This window comes from Mesorhizobium sp. L48C026A00, assembly GCF_000502375.1.
GTDB lineage: Bacteria > Pseudomonadota > Alphaproteobacteria > Rhizobiales > Rhizobiaceae > Mesorhizobium > Mesorhizobium muleiense.
Window position 1 is genome coordinate 125,414 of sequence record NZ_AYWU01000003.1, and the last position, 20,367, is coordinate 145,780.

The 20,367-nt window shown below is 61.7% G+C and carries 22 protein-coding genes and 1 pseudogene; 10 read left to right on the top strand and 13 right to left on the bottom strand.

What is annotated here, in order from left to right; all coding sequences use genetic code 11:
• Nucleotides 1-3: 3 nt before the first annotated feature.
• Together X738_RS50150 and X738_RS50155 are read right to left on the bottom strand one after the other, a co-directional pair.
• Nucleotides 4-1,896 carry a bifunctional sugar phosphate isomerase/epimerase/4-hydroxyphenylpyruvate dioxygenase family protein gene (locus tag X738_RS50150; protein ID WP_023797654.1) on the bottom strand — a complete coding sequence of 631 codons (1,893 nt, stop codon included), beginning with the start codon at nucleotides 1,894-1,896 and terminating at the stop codon, nucleotides 4-6.
• A gap of 83 nt (nucleotides 1,897-1,979) precedes the next feature.
• Complete coding sequence (locus X738_RS50155; protein WP_023797655.1) at nucleotides 1,980-2,666, bottom strand: TetR/AcrR family transcriptional regulator; 687 nt, start codon at nucleotides 2,664-2,666, stop codon at nucleotides 1,980-1,982.
• A gap of 176 nt (nucleotides 2,667-2,842) precedes the next feature.
• Between X738_RS50155 and X738_RS50160 the strand changes: the two genes are divergently transcribed.
• From X738_RS50160 to X738_RS50185, 6 genes and pseudogenes are all read left to right on the top strand, one after another.
• Entirely contained in the window at nucleotides 2,843-3,751 is a 909-nt protein-coding gene (locus X738_RS50160) for a shikimate dehydrogenase (protein ID WP_023797656.1), read from the top strand.
• A 48-nt stretch (nucleotides 3,752-3,799) separates the two neighbouring features.
• Entirely contained in the window at nucleotides 3,800-4,786 is a 987-nt protein-coding gene (gene dctP / locus X738_RS50165; protein WP_023797657.1) for a TRAP transporter substrate-binding protein DctP, read from the top strand.
• A gap of 66 nt (nucleotides 4,787-4,852) precedes the next feature.
• Nucleotides 4,853-5,371 carry a TRAP transporter small permease gene (locus X738_RS50170; RefSeq protein WP_023797658.1) on the top strand — a complete coding sequence of 173 codons (519 nt, stop codon included), beginning with the start codon at nucleotides 4,853-4,855 and terminating at the stop codon, nucleotides 5,369-5,371.
• A pseudogene (locus X738_RS50175) lies at nucleotides 5,368-6,669 on the top strand (TRAP transporter large permease). The gene X738_RS50170 and the pseudogene X738_RS50175 overlap by 4 nt, the downstream one beginning before the upstream one ends.
• A gap of 4 nt (nucleotides 6,670-6,673) precedes the next feature.
• Nucleotides 6,674-7,108: a type II 3-dehydroquinate dehydratase gene (locus X738_RS50180; RefSeq protein ID WP_023797661.1), complete on the top strand. Its 435-nt coding sequence runs from the start codon at nucleotides 6,674-6,676 to the stop codon at nucleotides 7,106-7,108.
• Nucleotides 7,109-7,117: 9 nt separating this feature from the next.
• Nucleotides 7,118-7,954: a 3-keto-5-aminohexanoate cleavage protein gene (locus X738_RS50185; protein ID WP_023797662.1), complete on the top strand. Its 837-nt coding sequence runs from the start codon at nucleotides 7,118-7,120 to the stop codon at nucleotides 7,952-7,954.
• Nucleotides 7,955-8,225: 271 nt separating this feature from the next.
• Here X738_RS50185 and X738_RS50190 read toward each other — a convergent pair whose 3' ends face one another.
• Nucleotides 8,226-8,810 (bottom strand): GNAT family N-acetyltransferase, encoded by a 585-nt coding sequence (locus X738_RS50190; RefSeq protein ID WP_031254353.1) that lies wholly within the window; start codon nucleotides 8,808-8,810, stop codon nucleotides 8,226-8,228.
• 291 nt (nucleotides 8,811-9,101) lie between these two features.
• Between X738_RS50190 and X738_RS50195 the strand changes: the two genes are divergently transcribed.
• Nucleotides 9,102-9,743, top strand: a complete 642-nt coding sequence (locus X738_RS50195; RefSeq protein ID WP_023797664.1) for a DUF899 domain-containing protein — start codon at nucleotides 9,102-9,104, stop codon at nucleotides 9,741-9,743.
• A 143-nt stretch (nucleotides 9,744-9,886) separates the two neighbouring features.
• Here the strand turns inward: X738_RS50195 and X738_RS50200 are convergent, their stop codons facing one another.
• Together X738_RS50200 and X738_RS50205 are read right to left on the bottom strand one after the other, a co-directional pair.
• Nucleotides 9,887-10,303: a GFA family protein gene (locus X738_RS50200; RefSeq protein ID WP_023797665.1), complete on the bottom strand. Its 417-nt coding sequence runs from the start codon at nucleotides 10,301-10,303 to the stop codon at nucleotides 9,887-9,889.
• Between the two features lie 22 nt (nucleotides 10,304-10,325).
• Nucleotides 10,326-10,802, bottom strand: coding sequence for an SRPBCC family protein (locus X738_RS50205; protein ID WP_023797666.1), 477 nt, complete (start codon nucleotides 10,800-10,802; stop codon nucleotides 10,326-10,328).
• 115 nt (nucleotides 10,803-10,917) lie between these two features.
• Between X738_RS50205 and folP the strand changes: the two genes are divergently transcribed.
• Nucleotides 10,918-11,775: a dihydropteroate synthase gene (folP, locus tag X738_RS50210; protein WP_023797667.1), complete on the top strand. Its 858-nt coding sequence runs from the start codon at nucleotides 10,918-10,920 to the stop codon at nucleotides 11,773-11,775.
• On the opposite strand, the gene pqqE is transcribed toward folP, so the two are convergent.
• The 4 genes from pqqE to pqqB are packed head-to-tail and all read right to left on the bottom strand — an operon-like array spanning nucleotide 11,759 to nucleotide 14,863.
• Nucleotides 11,759-12,880: a pyrroloquinoline quinone biosynthesis protein PqqE gene (gene pqqE / locus X738_RS50215; RefSeq protein WP_023797668.1), complete on the bottom strand. Its 1,122-nt coding sequence runs from the start codon at nucleotides 12,878-12,880 to the stop codon at nucleotides 11,759-11,761. The two genes, folP and pqqE, sit on opposite strands and share 17 nt — an antisense overlap.
• Nucleotides 12,877-13,173: a pyrroloquinoline quinone biosynthesis peptide chaperone PqqD gene (gene pqqD, locus X738_RS50220; RefSeq protein ID WP_023797669.1), complete on the bottom strand. Its 297-nt coding sequence runs from the start codon at nucleotides 13,171-13,173 to the stop codon at nucleotides 12,877-12,879. Before pqqD ends, pqqE begins: the two co-directional genes overlap by 4 nt.
• Nucleotides 13,170-13,928, bottom strand: coding sequence for a pyrroloquinoline-quinone synthase PqqC (gene pqqC / locus X738_RS50225; protein ID WP_023797670.1), 759 nt, complete (start codon nucleotides 13,926-13,928; stop codon nucleotides 13,170-13,172). The genes pqqD and pqqC overlap by 4 nt, the downstream gene beginning before the upstream one ends.
• Nucleotides 13,925-14,863 carry a pyrroloquinoline quinone biosynthesis protein PqqB gene (pqqB, locus tag X738_RS50230; protein WP_023797671.1) on the bottom strand — a complete coding sequence of 313 codons (939 nt, stop codon included), beginning with the start codon at nucleotides 14,861-14,863 and terminating at the stop codon, nucleotides 13,925-13,927. Before pqqB ends, pqqC begins: the two co-directional genes overlap by 4 nt.
• 220 nt (nucleotides 14,864-15,083) lie before the next feature.
• Between pqqB and X738_RS85930 the strand changes: the two genes are divergently transcribed.
• Nucleotides 15,084-15,221, top strand: a complete 138-nt coding sequence (locus X738_RS85930) for a hypothetical protein (protein WP_023797673.1) — start codon at nucleotides 15,084-15,086, stop codon at nucleotides 15,219-15,221.
• Between the two features lie 50 nt (nucleotides 15,222-15,271).
• On the opposite strand, the gene X738_RS50235 is transcribed toward X738_RS85930, so the two are convergent.
• The 4 genes from X738_RS50235 to X738_RS50250 form a co-directional block, all read right to left on the bottom strand.
• Nucleotides 15,272-15,829, bottom strand: a complete 558-nt coding sequence (locus tag X738_RS50235; protein ID WP_023797674.1) for a PQQ-dependent catabolism-associated CXXCW motif protein — start codon at nucleotides 15,827-15,829, stop codon at nucleotides 15,272-15,274.
• Nucleotides 15,830-15,839: 10 nt separating this feature from the next.
• Nucleotides 15,840-16,703 carry a quinoprotein dehydrogenase-associated putative ABC transporter substrate-binding protein gene (locus X738_RS50240; protein WP_051407715.1) on the bottom strand — a complete coding sequence of 288 codons (864 nt, stop codon included), beginning with the start codon at nucleotides 16,701-16,703 and terminating at the stop codon, nucleotides 15,840-15,842.
• Nucleotide 16,704: 1 nt separating this feature from the next.
• Nucleotides 16,705-17,226, bottom strand: coding sequence for a c-type cytochrome, methanol metabolism-related (locus X738_RS50245; RefSeq protein ID WP_023797676.1), 522 nt, complete (start codon nucleotides 17,224-17,226; stop codon nucleotides 16,705-16,707).
• A 176-nt stretch (nucleotides 17,227-17,402) separates the two neighbouring features.
• Nucleotides 17,403-19,301: a methanol/ethanol family PQQ-dependent dehydrogenase gene (locus tag X738_RS50250; protein ID WP_031254356.1), complete on the bottom strand. Its 1,899-nt coding sequence runs from the start codon at nucleotides 19,299-19,301 to the stop codon at nucleotides 17,403-17,405.
• Between the two features lie 673 nt (nucleotides 19,302-19,974).
• On the opposite strand from X738_RS50250, the gene X738_RS50255 reads away from it, so the two are divergent.
• Nucleotides 19,975-20,328, top strand: coding sequence for a hypothetical protein (locus X738_RS50255; protein WP_023797678.1), 354 nt, complete (start codon nucleotides 19,975-19,977; stop codon nucleotides 20,326-20,328).
• The last annotated feature ends 39 nt before the right edge of the window (nucleotides 20,329-20,367 follow it).

The window sequence follows — 20,367 nt, forward strand, 5'->3', positions numbered from 1 at the left end:
CCGTCATAGCTTTGGCATTCCTTTGGGCCGCATCAGCCGTTTTTGCGCGGCGATGCGGAATGGTGCGTTCGGCGCACCATAGCCTGCATACGCGCCGCGCCGTTCAACGAACTCGATAATGAATCCCTCTCCGAATGTCGGCGCATAGAGCTGAAAAAATTCGCCGTTGTCGTCGCGGTCATAAAGGATGTTGGCCGAGCGTAACCGATCGGCGACCTCCGGATCCAGACCGAAGCGCGCTTCTACGTCGTCGTAGTAGTTCATCGATATCTGAAGCGGTTCGAAGCCGTTGGCCTGCAGCTTCGCCGCCGTCGCAAAGATGTCATCCGTCGCGAGTGCCAGATGCTGGACGCCGGAACCAAAGGTTTCGGCGATGAAATGGCCGGCCAGGGTGCGGTGACTCTCGGCGCCGTTCAGCGTGAGGCGGAAGCGCTTGTCCAGACCTTCGATGACCTGGCTGCGCACGAGGCCGGCCGGATCGACGATGTCGACCATCGGGGTCTTGGTCGTCCTGAAGATCGAGACATAGAACAGCAGCCAGCTCGGCATCTCCTCCTGTGCCATGGTCTGCCCGACATGATCGATACGGGTGAGGCCGACGCCATTGCCGGAACTTGCCGACGTGACCGGCGTGAACTCTATGTCCCAGACCTTCGCCAGGTCGGTCTTGGCATCGAGGAAGTAGATCAGTCCGCCGCCGACGCCGCGGATCGCCGGGATCGACAACTCGCCGGGCCCGACCCGCTGGTGAAAGATCTCCGCGCCCAGTGCCTCGGCGCGCGCCACCGTGGCGGCGGCGTCCTCGACCTTCAGGCCCATCGCGTATGCCGACGTGCCATGAACAACAAAGGAAGAATGGGCAAAGCCCTGCCGCTCGGTATTGATGACGATATTGATTTCGCCCTGGCGGTAGAGCGTGACCTCCTTAGAGACGTGCCGACCGGCCTCGACAAAGCCGAGCATGCGCAACAGCGATCCAAGCTGTCCGGCGTCCTGGCGATCGGCCGCGAACTCGATGAACTCGACCCCTCCGACCCCGATGCGGTCGGGCATTGGCGGGACGGCCATGTCAAGTGCCGGTTCTTCACGCCGCACCTGGTCCATCAACCATACGAGCGAACGCCGTCCGTCGACGGAGATCGCCTTTGCCGACCCGCCACGGAACTGGTCGTTGAAAATCTCGAGCGACAGATAGCCGTCATAACCGGTTGCCGCGACCGCCTGCATGAACTGTCGCACCGGCAGATCGCCTTCGCCTGGCATGTTGCGGAAGTGCCGGCTCCAATAGAGCAAGTCCATGTCGATCAGCGGCGCGTCGGCGAGTTGGACAATGAAGATCTTGTCCGCGGGTATCGAACGGATCGAGCCGAGCTCAATCCTGCGGGCCAGCGTGTGGAAGGAATCGAGAACCAGCCCGACGTTCGGATGGTCGGTCCTGCGCACGATTTCCCAGGCATCGCGATGATCGTTGACGTGACGCCCCCAGGCCAATGCCTCGTAGCCGACGCGCAGACCGCGCCTGGCGGCGCGCTCGCCAAGCTCGCGAAAGTCCATGGCCGCCCGGTCGATCCCGCCAAGCGAGACGGGCGACACCGACGAGCATACCAGCATCAGATCGGTGCCGAGTTCCTGCATGACGTCGAACTTGCGCTCGGCACGATCGAAGGCGCGCTTGCGCTGCGGCTCCGGCAACCCCTCAAAATCCCTGAACGGCTGGAAGAGCGTTATGGTCAGACCTGTGTCACCAGCCATTCGGCCCACGTCGCGCGGCGAGCCGTCAAAGGCGAGGAAATCGTTCTCGAAGATTTCGACACCGTCGAAGCCCGCGGCGGAAATTGCCGCGAATTTCTCCGCCAGGTCACCGGCGATCGACACCGTCGCGATCGACGTCTTCAAACGCGCCTCCTCCCGGTTTGTCGTGAACGAACCAGTTCGTACATAACTAAGGCAACGCTGGCAGCACCGCAAGTTTCGGCCGCTCAGCGTTCTGCGGGAGCTTCGTCCTTCGCGACAAAACGCAACAGCATCTCCACGCTGTTGCTTTTGAGCCGCTCGAGTTGTGCCGGCGCGCCGAAGTCGCGTCCGAAGATCATCGAAAAGGTGGTGCGATTGGAAACGTTGAAGAAGCACAGCGCGCTTACTTGCCAATGGAGTTCAATCGCGTCGAGTCCTGGCCGGAAGACCCCCTCTTCGACACCGCGTGAATAGATGCGAGAGATGTGGTCGATCGCCGTCACGTTCAGTTCGCGGATCGCATCCGATTGTTGGAGGTATTGGCCGTGATGGATGTTCTCGATCATCACCATGCGGATGAATTCCTCGTGCCGGTGATGGTGGTCGAACGTGAACTCCACCAGGCGCGTCAGTGCCGCCACGGGGGGCAGACCTTCGATATCAAGTTGAGCCTCACCCTCGCGCACCTGACGATACGCGTTCTCGAGCGCGCGCAGGTAGAGGCCTTCCTTGTCGCCAAAATAGTAGTAGATCATGCGCTTGCTGAAGCGTGTGCGCGCCGCAATCTCGTCTATGCGCGCGCCCGACAAACCGTTCAGGGCAAACTCCTTGGAGGCGATCTCCAGGATGTTGCGGCGCGTGCCCTCAGGGTCCTGGATACGCGTCGTGCTCGCGTCCGGCTTCGGCTTTCGTTCTTTCTTGATAACGGCCATGCAGTTTGAGTTCCCGCCCCGGCACAGCCGGCATTTGACTAAACTAACCAGTTAGTACATCATTCGCAAATCACGACGGGCTCATTTACCGGCACGTTTGGCGTGAACACAAGGGCGATCCAGGAATTGCCGCATTTGGGCTGGGAGGCGGCCCGCACAGGGAGGAATTTCGGGAGATGGGCGACAGCCTTGTCGACCTGCTTTGCCGTCTTGCCGACGAGCACAAGGGCGCCGCCAGCGGCGACAGCGAAAAGGTCGTGATTGGCCTCGTCGGACGCGGTATTCAGTCCTCGCGCACTCCCGGCATGCACGAGCGCGAAGCCCGGCGCCTCGGCATCGGCTATTCCTACCTTTTGCTCGATTTCGACCGGCTCGGATTTCCGGACGCGGCGATCGGCGACTTGATCGCGGCGGCGGAGATTGCCGGCTTTCACGGCCTCAACGTCACGCATCCGTTTAAACAGGCTGTCATTCCCGTCCTCGATGCGCTGTCGCCGGAAGCGCGCGTGATAGGCGCGGTGAATACGGTCGTCTTTGCTGGCGGACGCAAGGAAGGCCACAACACCGACAGCTGGGGTTTCGCGGAGAGTTTTCGCGAGACGATGACAGGCGCATCGATGGGCTGTGTCGCGATGTTCGGCGCTGGCGGAGCGGGCGCCGCAGTCGCAAACGCGCTGATGCAAATGGGCGTTGGCCGGCTGTTCGTCCTCGACAGCCAACCCGGTCGCGCCTCGGATCTTGCGTCGCGGATGGGCGCCTTGTTCGGCGGTCGCGTCGAGACCTGGCCGGACCCGGCCGCAGCCGTGCGCATGGCAAACGGCATCGTCAACACGACGCCGGTGGGCATGGCGAAGTACCCCGGAACACCGTTCGACACGGCTCTTCTGACAGCCGAAAAATGGGTCGCCGACATAATCTACTTTCCGACCGAAACAGAGTTGTTGGTCGCGGCCCGTGCGATCGGCTGCAGAACGCTGCCGGGCATCGGCATGGCGATCTATCAGGCCGTCCGCGCGTTCGAACTCTTCACCGGGCGCAAGGCCGACCGCCGCGCCATGGCCGATCATTTCGAGGCCGCCGCATGAAGGCAATGACGCCTATAACCATATGAAGACCATAGGGAGGAAATCGACATGAAAGCTGAAATGAACCGACGCCTGTTTATGGCCGCCGCCGGCGCACTCGCCGCCGCGACCGCCGTTCCCGCCTTCGCGCAGGACAAGCCGAAGCTGCGTTTCTCGGCCGTGTTCTCGGAACAGGACATCCGGGCCGAGATGATGAAAATGTTCGCCGACGCCATCAAGGACGACTTTGCCTTCGAGGGTTATTACGGCGGCAACCTGTTCAAGCAGGGCACCGAACTTGTCGCCATCCAGCGCGGCAACCTCGAGATGGGCAACGTCGCCCCGCAGGACATCTCCAAGCAGATTCCGGCGTGGTCCATCGTCACCGCCGGCTACCTGTTCCGTGACGCCGCGCACGTGAAGGCGTTCTTTGCCAGCGATGCCGGTGCGGAGCTGAAGAGGATGACCGAGGACCAGCTCGGCGTGAGGGTGCTCGGCCCTACCTATTTCGGCCTGCGCCAGGTCGGCCTGAAGCCGGACAAGGAAATCAAGACTCCCGCCGACATGGCAGGCATCAAGCTGCGTATGCCGGGTGGCGACGCCTGGCAATTCCTCGGCCAGGCGCTCGGTGCGAACCCTACGCCAATGGCCTACGCCGAGGTCTATACCGGCCTGCAGACAGGCGCAATCGACGGGCAGGACAATCCGTTGCCCAACGTCGAGAACATGAAATTCTACGAGGTCATGTCGCAGATCGTGCTTACCTCGCACCTTGTCGGCTTCGACCTTCTCAGCATCTCGAAAAAGCTGTGGGACGAGATGGGGGCCGAGAAGCAGGCAAAGGTCCAGGCCGCGGCGGACAAGGCGATCGACTTCTCGACAGAGAAACACCTGACGCGCGAGAAGGAACTCGTTGAAACATTCAAGGGCAAGGGCCTGAAGATCTACGAACCCGATGTCGCAGCATTCCGCAAGCATGTGCAGGAGCAATATCTTGCCTCCGACCTGGCCAAGGAATGGCCTGCCGGGATGGTCGACAAGATCAACGCGCTTTGACGCGACGAACTCGCCGGCCGGTCCGCTTGCGACCGGCTGGCCGGTTTGGCCAGGCAGGGAGGCATCATGAACCCGGGATTGAGAAAGGTCGGCGGCTGGCTCTACCGGCGCGCCGAGAACGCCATCGCCATCGCAATCGGCGTCATGTTCGCCGCGTTTCTGCTGCAGGTTGTTTTTCGCTACCTTCTCAACTGGCCGACCGGCTGGAGCAACGAACTCACCGTCGTACTCTGGATCTGGGTTGTGCTGTTCGGCGCAGCGTTCGTCGTTCGTGAAGAAGAGGAAATCCGTTTTGATCTCCTCTACGCCACAGTCGGTCCGGACATCAGGCGGGTAATGACGCTTGCCTTCGCAATCGCTCTCGTCGCGCTCTATGGCTGGTCCTTTCCGGCCGTCTTCAGCTACGTGACCTTCATGAAGGTCGAGAGCACCGCCTACCTCAAGATACGCTTCGACTGGCTGTTCTCGATCTATCTCGTCTTCGTGGTCGCCGTGATCGCCCGTTACCTGTGGCTGGCGTGGCGTGCTCTGCGCGGCGAAGCACCGGCGGAATTTGACCCCACGAAAGCGAGTTCCGGCGTATGAATCTCGCGAGTCCCTTTTCGCTGTCAGTCGTTGCGATCACAGCGCTGGCCCTGCTTGGCCTGCCGATCGGTCACTCGATGATCGCCGGGTCGATTCTCTATCTCTGGCTTGCAGGGCTCGACATGGGCACGTCGGCCGAGCAGCTCCTCAACGGGCTCTACACAAGCTATATTCTGCTTGCCGTACCGATGTTCATTCTCGCCGCGGAGTTGATGAACGCCGGGACAATGACCGACCGGCTGCTGCAATTCTGCAATGCCGTTGTCGGCCGTTTCCGCGGCGGCCTGGCGCAGGTCAACGTGCTGCAGTCGATCATCTTCGCCGGCATGTCCGGCTCGGCCATCGCCGACGCCGCGGGCACCGGCAAGATGATGCAGCAACTCATGACCAGGGATGGCAAGTACCCGGCGAGCTATGCCGCTGCGCTGACAGCCGTCACCTCCGTCATCGGCCCGATCATTCCTCCGTCGATTCCGCTGGTCATCTACGCGCTGATCTCGGATGCATCGATCGGCTACCTCTTCATCGCCGGTATCGTGCCGGGCCTTCTTCTCGCCCTGTCGCAGATGATCATCGTCGCCATCGACGCGCGCCGGAAGAACTTTCCGGTCGAGAAGCCGGTGCCGCTCAGGGAATTACCGGGGATCACCTTGCGCGCATTTCCGGCGCTGATGCTGCCGGTCGTTCTGCTGGTCGGCATAAGGGGCGGCGTGATGACCCCGACCGAGGCCGCGGCGGTCGCCGCCGGCTACGCGCTGCTCATCTAGGTCGCGATCTATCGCAGCGTGACGCCGGGCCAGCTCTACCATGCGCTTCTCAACAGCGCCCGCACCACCGCCTCGATCGGCATGCTTATCGCCGGCGCCCTGGTGTTCAACTACGTTGTCACGGTTGAGAACATTCCGCAGTCCCTGTCGGTGATCCTGAAGTCCTGGGATCTTTCGCCGATGGGTTTCCTGATCCTGGTCAACATCCTGCTGCTGCTCCTGGGCTGCGTGCTGGAGGGCACGACTATCCTGCTGGTAATCGTGCCGGTGCTGATTCCGACGGCGCAGGCGCTCGGTGTCGACATGGTGCATTTCGGCGTAATGGTCGTCGTCAACATCATGCTCGGGCTCGTCACCCCGCCCTACGGGTTGCTGCTGTTCATCATGACCCGCATCGCAGAGGTGCCGCTGCGCGACCTGGTGCACGACGTAATGCCGTTTCTCTACGCCATGATTGCCGCCCTGATGCTGATCACCTTCTTCCCATCGCTGGTGCTGTGGCTGCCGCGCCTGCTGGGCTATCAAGGATAGGACCATGACCAAGCCAATCTTCGTTCTCAACGGCCCCAATCTCAACCGGCTCGGCATGCGCGAGCCGGAGATCTATGGGAGGACGACACTCGCAGAAATCGAGCGGATGTGCCGTGACGCCGCCGGCGACCATCCGATCCGTTTTCACCAGTCGAACATTGAGGGCGAAATCGTCAATTGGGTGCATGAGGCGATCGACGACGGCGCGGGCATTTTGGTCAATCCCGCGGGTTTGAGTTTTGTTTCGATCCCGGTGCTCGATGCGCTCAAAATGTTTCCGGGCCCGATCGTCGAACTGCATATCTCGAACATCCATCGCCGCGAGGAGATCTATCATCAGTCGCTGGTATCGAAGGTCGCCACCGGCGTGATCGCGGGGCTCGGCGCCGCGGGCTATCCGCTCGCGATCCGCTGGCTCATGGACCAGATAGACGGATAGTTTGTCGCCATGCCTGAACCCTGTATCATCGCTGTTGCGATCACCGGCTCGCTGCCGCGCAAGGAAGACAATCCTGCGGTGCCGATCAGCGTGGCCGAACAGATCGAGTCGACCCAGGAAGCCTTTGAAGCAGGTGCGTCGCTGGTGCACATCCACGTGCGCAATGACGATCAGAGTTCATCGTCTGAACCAACGCGCTTCGCTGCTGTTCAGGCGGGGGTGCGTAGGCACTGCCCCGGTATGATCGTCCAGTTTTCGACCGGCGGGCGCGGTCGTGATCCTGCCGCGCGTGGCTCGGCACTTTATCTGAAACCGGACATGGCCTCGCTTTCGACCGGTTCGGTCAACTTCCCATCCATCGTCTACGAGAACCATCCCGCCCTGATCGGTGATCTCGCAACCGCGATGAAGGCAAATGGCGTGCTGCCGGAGATCGAGATCTTCGACCTCTCGCACCTTCACACTGCCAGGCGGCTGGCCGACGCAGGACTTTTAGGTGAGCGCCCGCACATCCAGTTTGTCATGGGCGTGCAAAACGCACTGCCTGCGGAGGAGAGATTGCTCGATGTGCTCCTCGGGGAAGCGAAACTCCTGTTTCCACAGTCCACCTGGACAGCGGCCGGAATAGGCCGCAACCAGACGATCGTAATGCAATGGGCGTTGGCGCGCGGAGCAGACGCAGTGCGCACCGGACTTGAGGATAACATCAGGATCACCAGGGAACGCCTGGCGCGCAGCAACGCCGAGCTTGTCGAACGCGCGGCGGCCTCAGTCGAGAAGTTTGGCCGGCGCGTGGCCACCGTCAACGAGGCGCGCCAAACGCTTGGTCTGGCGTCAGGATCGTAATTCCTGGGCCGTTCCCCGCCTGGCCGCGTCTTCCCGATTTCACGGCTTTTCGGTTTGCTCGGCAATCCGTTCCAGAAGCGCTTCGCTGCCACCCGCCGCCCAGGTAGCGACATCGGCGGCGCGGCAACGCAAGTCGAGCGATGCCTTCTACACACAGCGAGAGCCGAGCACGGCAAAAAGTCCGCTGTCACCGAAATGCCCTTCACCGAAATACCCTTGCGCCGATTCCACGCGACGGCGGCTGACGCTTCGCTCGTCTGCCCTGCCTGGCTTAACGCGGTCGCCGCAGCATCGGGACGAGCGTCGGCGATGAACCGATCTGGATCGCGCCGAGCGGTTCGAAGCCGTGGCGCTGGTAGAACGGAATGTTGCGCGGGTTCGAGGATTCCAGATAGGCGGGCGCGTGATCGCGATCGCACTGCGCAAGCGCGTACGCCATCAAGGCGTCGCCGTGACCTTCGCCCTGATGCGCCGGGTCGACGCCGATCGCGGGCAAGTACCAATGCGGTTCGGTCGGGTGGTACTTGGCCATCTGCTCGAATATAGCGGCGACTTCAGGGGCAAGGGAGGGCGCAACCGTGCTCTCGACAATCGCACCAAGCCCTTCCTCGTCGGGATGCACGCCGGGCGACAGCCACAGCGCCGTCCCGACATAGCCATCGGTGCAAAAGCCGCTTCCGTTTGAGAATGCCCTTGCCCCGAACGCGCGGACCAGTCGCGGCATGGCCGCAAGGTACTGGTGTGCATGCGGCCATGTCCATCGCGCCATGGGATCCGCTGCAAACGCCAGCACGATTGTTCCGATCGCCGGATCTTCATCGGCCGCGGCCATGACTCTCACTGTCGGCGATTTCATGCTGCCCTCCAAGTCACGCAGGTGGTTCGACGAGGCGCCCCGCGCCCGCAACGGGCGCCGCAACAAGCGGGCAGGAGTCCGTGATCAGGCAGTCCATCGGAACCCGCCCCACATCTGGCTACCATGTTTCGCCTCCGGCGTTAAGTTTATCTCCTGACGCAACAAGGCATTTCGAGAAACGGAAAAGGAACCCCCGAGGAAGGAGACAGCAGCGATGACGAAACACAAGACCGGAACACGCGAAGATGGCTCGGAGCGCGGCTCGCACTGCTCGAGGCGGAGAAACGGCTCATGCGGCAGAGCGACGAACTGGCGCGACAGCGACAGGAACTGCCGTGGGTTCGGATCGACAAGGAGTATCTGTTGGAGACCGAGGAGGGCAGCGCCTCGCTCGCCGACCTCTTCCAGGGGCGCTCGCAGCTGTTTGTCTATCATTTCATGTTCGGCTACGGATACCGGCTCACCGATAAGCGCCAAGGATGCACCGGATGCTCCTTGATCGCCGATCACTTCGACTGCGTCATCCCCCACTTGAACGGCCGCGACATTACTCTCGTTTGCGAATCGATCGCCCCGTTGCAGGAGATCCAGGACTACAAGCAGCAAATGGGCTGGCGCTTCCCGTGGGTTTCGTCGCTCGGGAGCGATTTCAAATACGACCTCGGCGCCGCCTTCACCGAAGAGCAGCAGAGAGACGGCGCCGACTACAACTATCAGCATGTCGACAGGGCCGAGCCGCAGAAGGAGGGAATGAGCGTCTTTGCGCTCCAGGACGGTGCCGTCTACCACACCTACTCGACCTACGCCCGTGGCACCGAGGCGTTTATGGGGGTCTACCGTTTCCTCGACCTGGCTCCGTGGGGAAGGAACGAGAACGGCCTCGAGTTCCCCCAGGCGTGGTGGCGCCGCCACGACGAGTACGGCAATCGCTGAGCGGCGAGTGCCATGGGCCCAACCGCGAATTACGGTGACAATGCACTATTTTCCTTCTGCCTAGCCCACCAGCCGATCCGCGCCTGCGGTGGGCGCAGATCCGCCTCCTGAAGATTGTGCGCGTCCGCCCTGCCGCCGGCCGGTTAGCCCGGCGGCATCTTCTCGAAGGTCTTCAGCGCGGTATCGATCTTGTCCCAGGGGAGAGCCCGGCTGCCGTAGGTGACAACGGTCGGATTGAACCGGCTCGGATCGTCGAGGCTTGCGGCATGGACCGTGATCGGGTCCGGCATGGCGGTGTACGTCAGGTAAACCGGGGTTCCGCAGACCGGGCAGAAGGAATGGATTTTGACATTTCCGTTGTCCGCCGCGACACGCCAGTCCGTCGTCGTGCCGGTGATGGCCACGTCCGCTCGCGACGCAAACGTCAGATAGGATCCATGACCGGTGCCGCTTCTTTTCTGGCAGTCGTGGCATTGGCAGTGGTTTTCGAAGATCGGGGCTGCCTTGGCCTCGTAGCGGACCGCGCCGCACGCGCATCCGCCGGTGTAGAGAGTGCTCATCTGATCGGTCCTTTGTCCTGGGTCAGGCCGCCAGTTCGGACGCGCGCGGCCTGGCGAAGACATCGATCGCCTGACCCGTTTCGAGGAAGGATTTCAGGCTGGAGAGGACGATCGGCCAACCCTTCTTGATGCCGTTCGCCATGCCGCTGCCGGCTTCGAGGTCGTCATGGCTGACGGTCAGCCGGACCATGGCCTCGTATTCCTCGAGCTCGAAGGTCACCCGGCTGTAGCTCGCCGGATCGGACGCCTGCGAAGCGTTTGCCCAGGTGATGACGAGACGGGTCGGGGGCGACACCTCGACGACCTTGCCGACGAGCTCGACGGTCCGTTCGTCATTAGCGCGGATGTGCTGCCAGCTCGAGCCGGGCTTCCAGTCGGAGACGTTCTCGTGGCCCCAGTAGCGCCGTGCGAGGTCCGGTTTGGTTATGGCCTCGAACACCTTTCCCCGTGTCGAGACAATATAGGTCGTGTAAGTAAAGCTGATCGTTTCCCTGGTCATTGCTACGCTCCTTTTGTTTCGCGAGCATAGGTAGATGGGGAAACCGGGTTCGTGTGAGTGACAATCTTGTCGCGAATTGCATCTGATATGAAAATGAGATGAAAAAGGTTGACGCATGACGCGCTGGCAGCTTGCTCATGGACGGTATCTCGATCTTGGCGCGCAATCGTTGCTGATGGGGATTTTGAACGTCACGCCGGACAGTTTCTCCGACGGCGGAGACTTCGACCGGCCGGAGCGGGCGCTGCAGCAGGCGCGGCGCATGATCGGCGAGGGCGCGGCGATCATCGATGTCGGCGGCGAATCCACTCGGCCCGGCGCCGGCGCCGTCTCGGCGCGCGAGGAACAAGCGCGCATCCTGCCGGTCATCGAGGCGCTGTCGTCCGACGGCGGCAGCCTGGTTTCGGTCGACACCTACAGGGCCGAGACGGCGCGGCTGGCGGTCGCCGCGGGCGCGCATATCGTCAACGACGTGCATGGCCTGCAGCGCGAACCAGACATCGCGCAGGTTGCGGCGGAAACCGGCGCCGGCCTGGTCATCATGCACACCGGGCGCGGGCGCGGCCGCGAAAAACTGGCGGATGTGATCGCCGACCAGTTCCTGTTCCTGAACAGATCGCTGGAGATCGCGCGCGACGCCGGCATCGCGGACGAGCGGATTGTGCTCGACCCCGGCTTCGCCTTCGCCAAGGACGGCGAGGAAAACCTCGAGCTCATGGCTCGCTTCGGTGAGTTGCGCGCGCTCGGTTTTCCATTGCTCGTCGGCACGTCACGCAAGCGCCTTGCCCGTCACCTGGTCGGCGGAAGTGACGAGGGGCGAGACGTCGGCACAGCGGCAACAAGCGTCATCCTGCGGCTGAAGGGCGCTTCGATCTTTCGCGTCCACAACGTTGCCGTCAATCGCGACGCACTGGCATTCGCCGACGCGGTGCGCGAGCGCGAGACCGGGGAAGAGATCAGGCGGGCTCGGTGACGACGCCAATCCGCCGATAGACGAATTGTTCGTCGTTCGAAGGAACTGCCGCAGCACGCTGGGCTTCGTCGATCAGCATGGCCATGCGCGCATGGATCGGCGATTTCGCGCAAGCCGGGTCCGTCGCGGCGGCGTCGCCGGCAATCGCCATCGCCTGGCAGCGGCAACCGCCCCAGTCGATCTCACGCCGTTCGCAGCTGCGACAGGGCTGCTGCATCCAGTCGGTGCCGCGAAAGGCGTTGAATGCCGGCGAATCGGTCCAGATTTCGGCCAGGCTGCGCTGGCCGAAACGCTCAAAACTGAGCGACGGGATGGTCTGTGCGGCATGGCATGGCAGCACGGTGCCGTCCGGCGCCACCATGAAGGCGTCGCGCGCCCAGCCCCCCATGCACGGCTTGGGATAGATGGCGAAATAATCCGGCGTGACGAAATCGATGTTCATGATGCCGGTGAGCCGTTCGCGCGCCGCCGCGACGATCTCCGCCTGACGGTCGACCGCAGCGCGCTCGGGCATCAGTTGATCGCGATTGGTCAGCGCCCAGCCGGCATACTGCACGTTGGCGATCTCGAGCCGCTCCGCGCCCAGAGAAAGCGCCAGGTCGATGAATTCCGGCACTTCCTCGATGTTGTGGCGATGGATCGGCGCGTTGATGGTAAGCGGCAGGCCGGCAGCGCGCGCGCGGCGTGCCGTCTCCAGCTTCTTTTCGTGGCCGCCTTTGTGATTGCCGATGCGGTCGGTGGTCGCCGGCCGTGCGCCTTGAAAGCTCAGCTGGAGATGGTCGAGCCCGGCTTCGGCAAACGCCTCGATGCGGCCTTCGGCAATGCCGACGCCGGCGGTGATCAGGTTGGTGTAGACGCCGCGCGCCGAAAGCCCGGCGATCAATTGCTCGAGGTCGCGGCGCAGCGTCGGTTCACCGCCCGACAGATGCACCTGGAGAACGCCGAGATCGGCGGCCTGCGAGAACAGATCAAGCCAGGTCTGTGTATCGAGTTCGCGATTGGCTTTCAGCAATTCGAGCGGATTGGAGCAATACGGGCATTGCAGCGGGCAGCGATGCGTCAGTTCCGCCAGCATGCCGATCGGAGGGAGAAGGGGCTCGCTCATAGTTTTACCAGCAGCTTGTCCGACCATTCTTGCAGGAAGGCGACGACGTCGGCCGCCACCGCCTCCTGTTCGGCGTCATAATCCGCGGCAAGCTCGGCGATGATGTGGCCGACCGTGGACCGTCCATCGCAGCGGCGCAATATATCGAGGCTGATGTCGTTCGGCCAAAACACCTTTTCCGGCGAAAGCACGGCGAACGCCTGCCGCACGGGATCGTACTGTATGCGCACGTGCTTCGGCAGCGACGGCACCGATCGCGACGACACCAAAGCTCTTTCGCGCAGCGCCATCATTGGGCTGGCTCCGGACGGAAGGCGCCGGGCGGGATGTTTCCGGGCTCGCCATAGGCGTGTTGAAGCGCGTCGAGCATGGCCCACAGTATATCGCATTTGAACACCAGCGCATCGATCGCCTGCTGCTGGCGTTCCGCCGTGTCGGCATGGCCGAGCACGTAGGCGAGGGCGAAGTCGGCGTCGCGCGAGGCCTGTTCGGGCCGTCGGCTGAAATAGGCCAGCGTATCCTCGGTGATGTAATCGTATTTGGCCAGCATCGCCGGGACCCGTTCGCCGATGATGAGCGGCGAGAACATCTCGGTCAGCGACGATGCGACCGCCTCGAACAGCGTCCGGTTCGTGCAAAAGGCGAGGTAGGCGCCGACCGCGAAACGTGTCGCCGGCAGCGCCAGCCTTTCGCTCTTCACGTCATCGGCATCGAGGCCGAGCGAGGTCGCCAGATGCAGCCAGCGCGCGATGCCGCCGCTCCAACCGTCCTCGCCATCATGGTCCTCGATGCGTTTGCGCCAGGCGGCGCGAAACGCCGGGTCCTGCGCATGTGCGAGGATCATGGCGTCCTTGCGCGGGATGACGGCCTGGTAGCAATAGCGGTTCAGCGCCCAGGCCTGCATCTCGGTCCTCGACAGCGCACCGCTGGTCATCCTGTGGTGGAAAGGATGGCGGTTGTGATAGCGCTCGGCGCCGACCTGCCGCAGCACGGCTTCGAGCTCGCTGGAGGACAAGCCGTTCCTGGCCGCGTCGTGGAAATCGCTCAAAATTCCATCTCCATACCGTCGCGGGCGACTTCCCAGCCAGCCGCTTTGACCGCTGCGTGTTCGGCGGAATTCTCGTCGAGAACCGGATTGGTGTTGTTGATGTGGACGAAGACACGGCGGCCGATCCTCAACTCGGCCAGGCCGGCGATCGACCCATCGTCTCCCGACATGGCCAGATGCCCCATGCGCGCACCGGTCTTTTGGCCGACGCCGGCGGCAATCATCTCGTCGTCGGTGTAGACCGTGCCATCGAACAGGACGCAGGCGGCATCGGCCAGGCGCTTGCGCAGGGCCGCATCGATGCGCGCGCAACCCGGGATATAGAAGACGGAGCCGCGACTGCCGGCACCGCCGATACGGACGCCGATCGTGTCGCCGGCGTCGGAACTGAAATTGGCTTCCGGCCGGCTTCTTTCCTCGAGATAGAGGGCTATCTTGCCGGGCACGGGAAAACTCTCGACAGTCACGCCGGTGTCGTGGCCGTCTGCGTCGCACATCGCCAGTTCTTCCGCCGGCGGCAAGGTGCGTCGCGGCACGAGCGCCGGATCGAGGACATTGAAGATCGAATTCGCCTCCAGCGTCGCCAGCACCTGTGTCGTTGCGTAGATGGCGAAGGGCTGCCGCTCACGCAGGCTGAGCAGGCCGGCGACATGATCGACATCGGCATTGGTCAGCACCACCGCGCGGATGGGCGTCGAACGCAACGGCGCATCATGCGCCGGCTGCAATTCAGGCGTTTGCGCAATCTGCTGGCGAATATCGGGCGAGGCGTTGAAGAGAACCCAGCCGGCCCCATCCACTGATGCGGCGATGCTTGATTGGGTTCGCGAATGCACGCCAGCCATCCCGGTGCGAGCCGCGCGGCTCAGGCGAAAGTTGCAATTCCACTGCGGAAAGCCGCCGCCTGCCGCCGAGCCGATGATCTTCAAGCGCATTGCAATGCCCGCTCTGCGGCTTGTTCAACCAACAGCAAATCTTCGACCGCGAATGGATTCGCGCCCGCATTGAACGCGTCAAAGCCTTTCACGAAGACCTCGCGCGGCAAGACAGTGCGTGTCCCCGTTGCCGGGGACACGCACCTCTGCGGCCTACTTCTTGGGAGTAATTTCAGCAGGCAGATACCGCGAAATCTCGAAGCCCGCAGCAACTTGGCACATGGTCGGTTTTGTCCAGCTCTTCTTCATGGCATATCTCCTCTTCTACCAGCCCGAAGGGGCCGATCCTTTTCTCAGTCAACCATTGCTGGGCACCATTGCAATGGCTCGTCCATCAGCTCTCAAAATGGACAAATGAAACGGCAGGTTCTGAAAAGTCGAAAAACAAGAAAATAACAATGCTCATGCTCAATTGCTAATCACATAAGGCTTCCTTTCCTCCAGCGGAAGGTTGGCACGTTCCCATCCATCGGCGCCGGGCGGATACCAGATCACCGAACTGTAGCCCCATTCGATGGCCCGTTTCGCAGCATTCCACGACATCCAGCAATTCGTCATGCAATAGAACAGAATGGCACGCGACTTGTCGGGACCGGCTTCGGCCGCGAGGCCTTGGCGAAAATAGTTGGCGGTCTCCTCGGGGATAGCACCGTAACCGACATTGGCCAGCCAGGTGCTGCCTGGGATGTCCTTTCTGATCTTGGCTCTCCAAATCGTTCCCGCCGGCAAATTAGCCGGCTTCGGCGTGTTAGGCATGACGTCGAAGAACACCGCCTTCTTCTCCCGCCACAGCGCCTCCGCCTCCGCCGTCGTCACGACCTTCGCGCCCTGCAGCGTCTGCGGCACCGGCGCCCGATAGTCGTCCATCCGATAGCCACCGGGCTCGGCGATATCGCCAGCCCACATCGGTTCGGTCAGACCGAGAAGGCTCGCGGCAACCAGCAAAATCGTCTCCTTTCCCTTCATGCGTTTCTCGTCATTGCGTGATCGGATTATCGTGTTCGTCGATCAGCGGCACATCGTAGTCCAGCAGGATCCTGGTGATCTCCGCCTGGTTTTCCCTGATCACCCGGTTGAGCGTCCGCTTCCATTCCTGGTCGGATGGACGCACGCCCATGGTGATGCGGTATGACATGCGCGAGCCGGTCTTTTCCTTCACCAGCGGAACGATCGTGAGATCGGCGCCTAGTTGCTTGGCGTAGTAGCCTGCCATCGGTCCCCACATGACCGCCGCATCGATCTTGCCGGCGAGCATGTCCTTGATCATGACTTCCCCCATTGAAGGGGTGAGGCGGGTATCCACCGCCAGCGGATAGATCTTTGCCGTTCGCATGAGCTTGTTGGCGGCCATGTTGGCAGTCGGCGGTGTGCTTTCGACGACGCCGATCCTCTTGCCGGTGAGTTTCGGATCCTCGATGGTCTCGACGCCTTCCATGCCGTTGCCCTTCGGGTGCACCAGCACATAGGACGAGCGATAGTAGGCGTTGGTGTTCTGCACCAGTTCATCGCCCTGGGCATAGCCCATGATGATGTCGCATCGATTGGCCGCCAGCGTGTTGCGCACGAAGCCGGCGACAAGAGGAAACCATGTATAGGCGACGGACTTTCGGCCGGTTTTCGCGGCAACCAGGTCGGCCAGCCGGTTTTCGAAGCCTTCGCCGCTCTCGTCGGTGAACGGCATGTTTGAAGGATCGGCGCAGACGCGCAGAATGTCTGGGTCGACCAGTTCGCCCGCGGCACCAAGGCCGGCGTCCTGCGCCTGGGCGTTCGCAGGCAGCAAGGCGAGTGCGCCGAGCATCGGCAGGACAAAACACAGCTTCAACGCGTCACGGCCAATCATATCATCCACCCATGCAGGATGCTTCGGCATCCTTCGCTGCCTGTGGCTTGTCTGCTTTCTTCGGCGGCCTGCCGCGCGGCGCCGCACCGTCGGCGCGGGCACGCAGATAGACGTAGAGATCATCCATGTAGCAATAGACGTTCTTGTTGTCGCCAAAGGCAGGCATGACATTTTCCTTGCCGCCGCCGACATTCTTGCGGCCCTCGGCGACGATCGAGATGAAGGTGGCGTAATCCATTGTTTTCAGGCTGTTGAGCAGGGCCGGCGCATAGCTCGAACCGGTGCCGTCCGGTCCGTGACAGACATGGCAATCGGAGTGATACCGGCGGTAACCGCTGAACGTGTACCAGTCGACGGCTCCGTTTTCGATTTTGAAGGTCGGATTTCCCTCCGCGTCGAAATGCTTGCCGCCTTCTTCCGTCACCGCCTTGGCTTTTTCAGCGCTGTCCTGGGCATGCGCGAGGCTTGAACTTGCCAGAGGCAGCGCCAGGGCGAGAGCGGAAATTACAATGCGAACGGACATTCAGCTACTTCCTTAATTTCTTGATTTCGCCTGCACACGGTTTTGCTGTCGTGAAGCGGCATGGATCGATGTGGGTGCGCGGCGAAATTGAGAGCCCGGTCCTGGCTTCCCGGTGATCCGGGCTCTCGCTTTTCAAGCCTTGGTCTTCTCACAAGCCCGAGGCGTGCTCCCGTATATCAGTCCGGGAGGCCGAAGACGGTGAGCTGGCCACCCAGCGTCGTGTAGTCGGCAAGTGCTGCGTAGCCACCGACCGCGCCCAGACCAGCAGTCCCAACGACCGCAGCCTCGTCGCCTTGCGCACGGCCCTGATCGACGGCGCCATGCCAGGCAGCGGCGTTGTCGGGCGAAAGCAGTCCGCCTGCCAGACCGATACCGGCCCATCCACCGACGCCGGACAGAACGGCGATGTACTGCTTGCCGCCATGCTCGTAGGCCGTGATGTTGCCGATGATGCCGGACGGGGTCTTGAACTTGTAGAGTTCATTGCCGTCATGATCGACCGCCTTGATGTAGCCCTCGAGCGTGCCGTAGAAGACCACGTCGCCTTCGGTCGCCAGCGCGCCCGACCAGACCGAGAATTTCTCGGGCTTGGACCAGACGATCTCGCCCTTGGCAGCATCCCAGGCAATGAAGTTGCCCATGTGGTCGGCTCCAGGGGGAGGATACATCGACACGGTGGCGCCCACGTAAGGCTGACCGGCGGTGTAGCTCACCTTGTAGGGCTCATAGTCCATGCAGACATGGTTTGTCGGCACGTAGAACAGACCGGTCTTCGGCGAATAGGTCGCCGGCTGCTGGTCCTTGGTTCCAAGCGCGGCCGGGCAGATGCCCGTCGAGTTGGTGTCTTCGCCGTTCTGCTGGGTCGAATATTTGGCCACCACCTGCGGGCGGCCGTACTGGTCGCTGCTGGGGTCCATGTTGACTTCCGTCGCCCAGTTCACCGCCGGATCGTATTTCTTGGCGACGAGAAGCTCGCCATTGGCGCGATCCATGGTGTAGGCAAAGCCATTGCGGTCGAAATGCACCAGCACATCGCGCTTGGCGCCCTTGATGTCCATGCCGTCGACAAGGATCATCTCGTTGACGCCGTCATAATCCCACTCGTCATGCGGGGTCATCTGGTAGAGCCACTTGGCCATCCCGGTATCCGCATCGCGAGCCATGATCGTCATCGACCAGCGATTGTCGCCCGGCCTCTGGACCGGGTTCCAGGTCGATGGATTGCCGGTGCCGTAGTAGATCAGGTTAAGCTTGGGATCATAGGCGTACCATCCCCAAGTCGTGCCGCCACCGGTCTTCCACTGCTCGCCTTCCCAGGTGTTCGTGCCCGAGTCCGCGCCGACCGGTTTGCCGAGATGGGTGGTCTTTTCGGGATCGATCAGGGTTTCTGCATCGGGTCCCGTCGAATAGGCCCGCCAGGCAAGCTTGCCATCCGAAAGATTGTAGGCCGAGAGGTGGCCGCGAACACCATATTCGGCGCCGGAGATGCCGACGATAACCTTGTCCTTGACGACCACAGGCGCCGACGTGCCGGATTCGCCCTTTCCGCCGTCGATCTGATCGCCATTCTTGACCGTCCAGACGACTTTGCCGGACTTGGCATCGAGCGCCACGACGGTGGTGTCGGCCTGGTTGAGGATGATCTTGCCGTCACCATAGGCAACGCCACGGTTGACCGTGTCGCAGCACATGATGCCAATAACATTCGGGTCTTGCTTGGGCTCGTATTTCCAGAGGATCTTTCCGTCATTCTTGAGATCGAGAGCATAGACGGTGTTCGGGAACGGCGCGTGGACATACATCACATCGCCGATGACCAGCGGCCCGCCTTCATGGCCGCGCAGCACGCCAGTGGAGAAGGTCCACTTGACCTGCAGGTTCTTCACATTGTCCTTGGTGATCTGGTTGAGCTTGGAAAAGCGGGTGTTGGCGTAGTCACCCGTCTGCATCACCCAGTCCTTGGGGTTTTCGGCCATTTTCATCAGTTCTTCATTGGCCGACGTCATGTGGACCGCGCCGAACGACATGAGCGCCGCGGTCGTTAGTAGGTAGGCAGTTTTCGCTAATACACGCATCAAAGTCCTCCCAGGGTGCACAATGACGAATCGTCCGTTGAGCCCACCAGGGCTTGCCCAAGCGATTCATGTGGGGGAAGTATTTCCGGCAGCGTGTCACGACCTAAGCCGAATGAGCAGAGGGCACCGTTACTGCCCATCCCACCTGGCCTACGAAAGACTGTCGCCGCTCCCTAATTGACGGTGACGCCCTTGAAGCCGGAAACAGGATGAAGCTATGTCATCCCCAGAAGGAAGGCAAGAAAAATCACTTCCACCTATGTTGCACTGCAATATAGAGAAATAGATATGAAAAAATCAGGACGGAAAGCTATTGATCGACTGTGGATGAAGCGCGATTTATATAAGTGGTTAAATTTTACGTATTTTTTGGGCGAAATGTATTGATTTTTATTTAGGAATATTCATTGGAGCGTATGGTTTTAAGTATGCGCGCGTCGCTTCGGTTGCCGATAGTGGAGGAGACCTGAAATCAAGCTCAGCAGCAGGATTCGGAGCCGATGTTCGTGCTGTCGGGGAGGCCTTTTGCCGGCCGGGACGGCCCTGTCCTTTGGTACTATATGGCCTGCATGAGAACTTGACGGGCGTGGCGACAGGAGGCCAACTGGTGCGGTGATCCGTCTCGATCCATTGGGCTCGATCTGTCACGTTCCGGGCCAATCGGAGGTTCCCCATGATCAGATATGTCGGCTTTTCGAGCTTGCCGCTGTTGCTCACGTCGGCCCTGGCCTTCGCCAATCCGGCCGGCGCCGCCTCAGATTATCCGACGGTGACGGTTGTCGACTATGTGCTCGGCTGCATGCAGACGAATGGCCAGACACGTCGGGCGCTGGAGAGCTGTTCCTGCTCGATCGACGTCATCGCCTCGATCCTTCCCTTCGAGGACTATGAAAGGGCCGAGACCTTCAAGAGCATGTCCCTGACGACAGGGGAGCGTTCGGGACTGTTCCGCGAAAGCGCGCCGGCAAAAGCCGCAAGCACGGGACTGAAGCGCGCGCAGGCGGAAGCCGACGTGCGCTGCTTTTAGACGCTGTGTAAGACCGCCGACGGCGGCTGCATGCGGTTT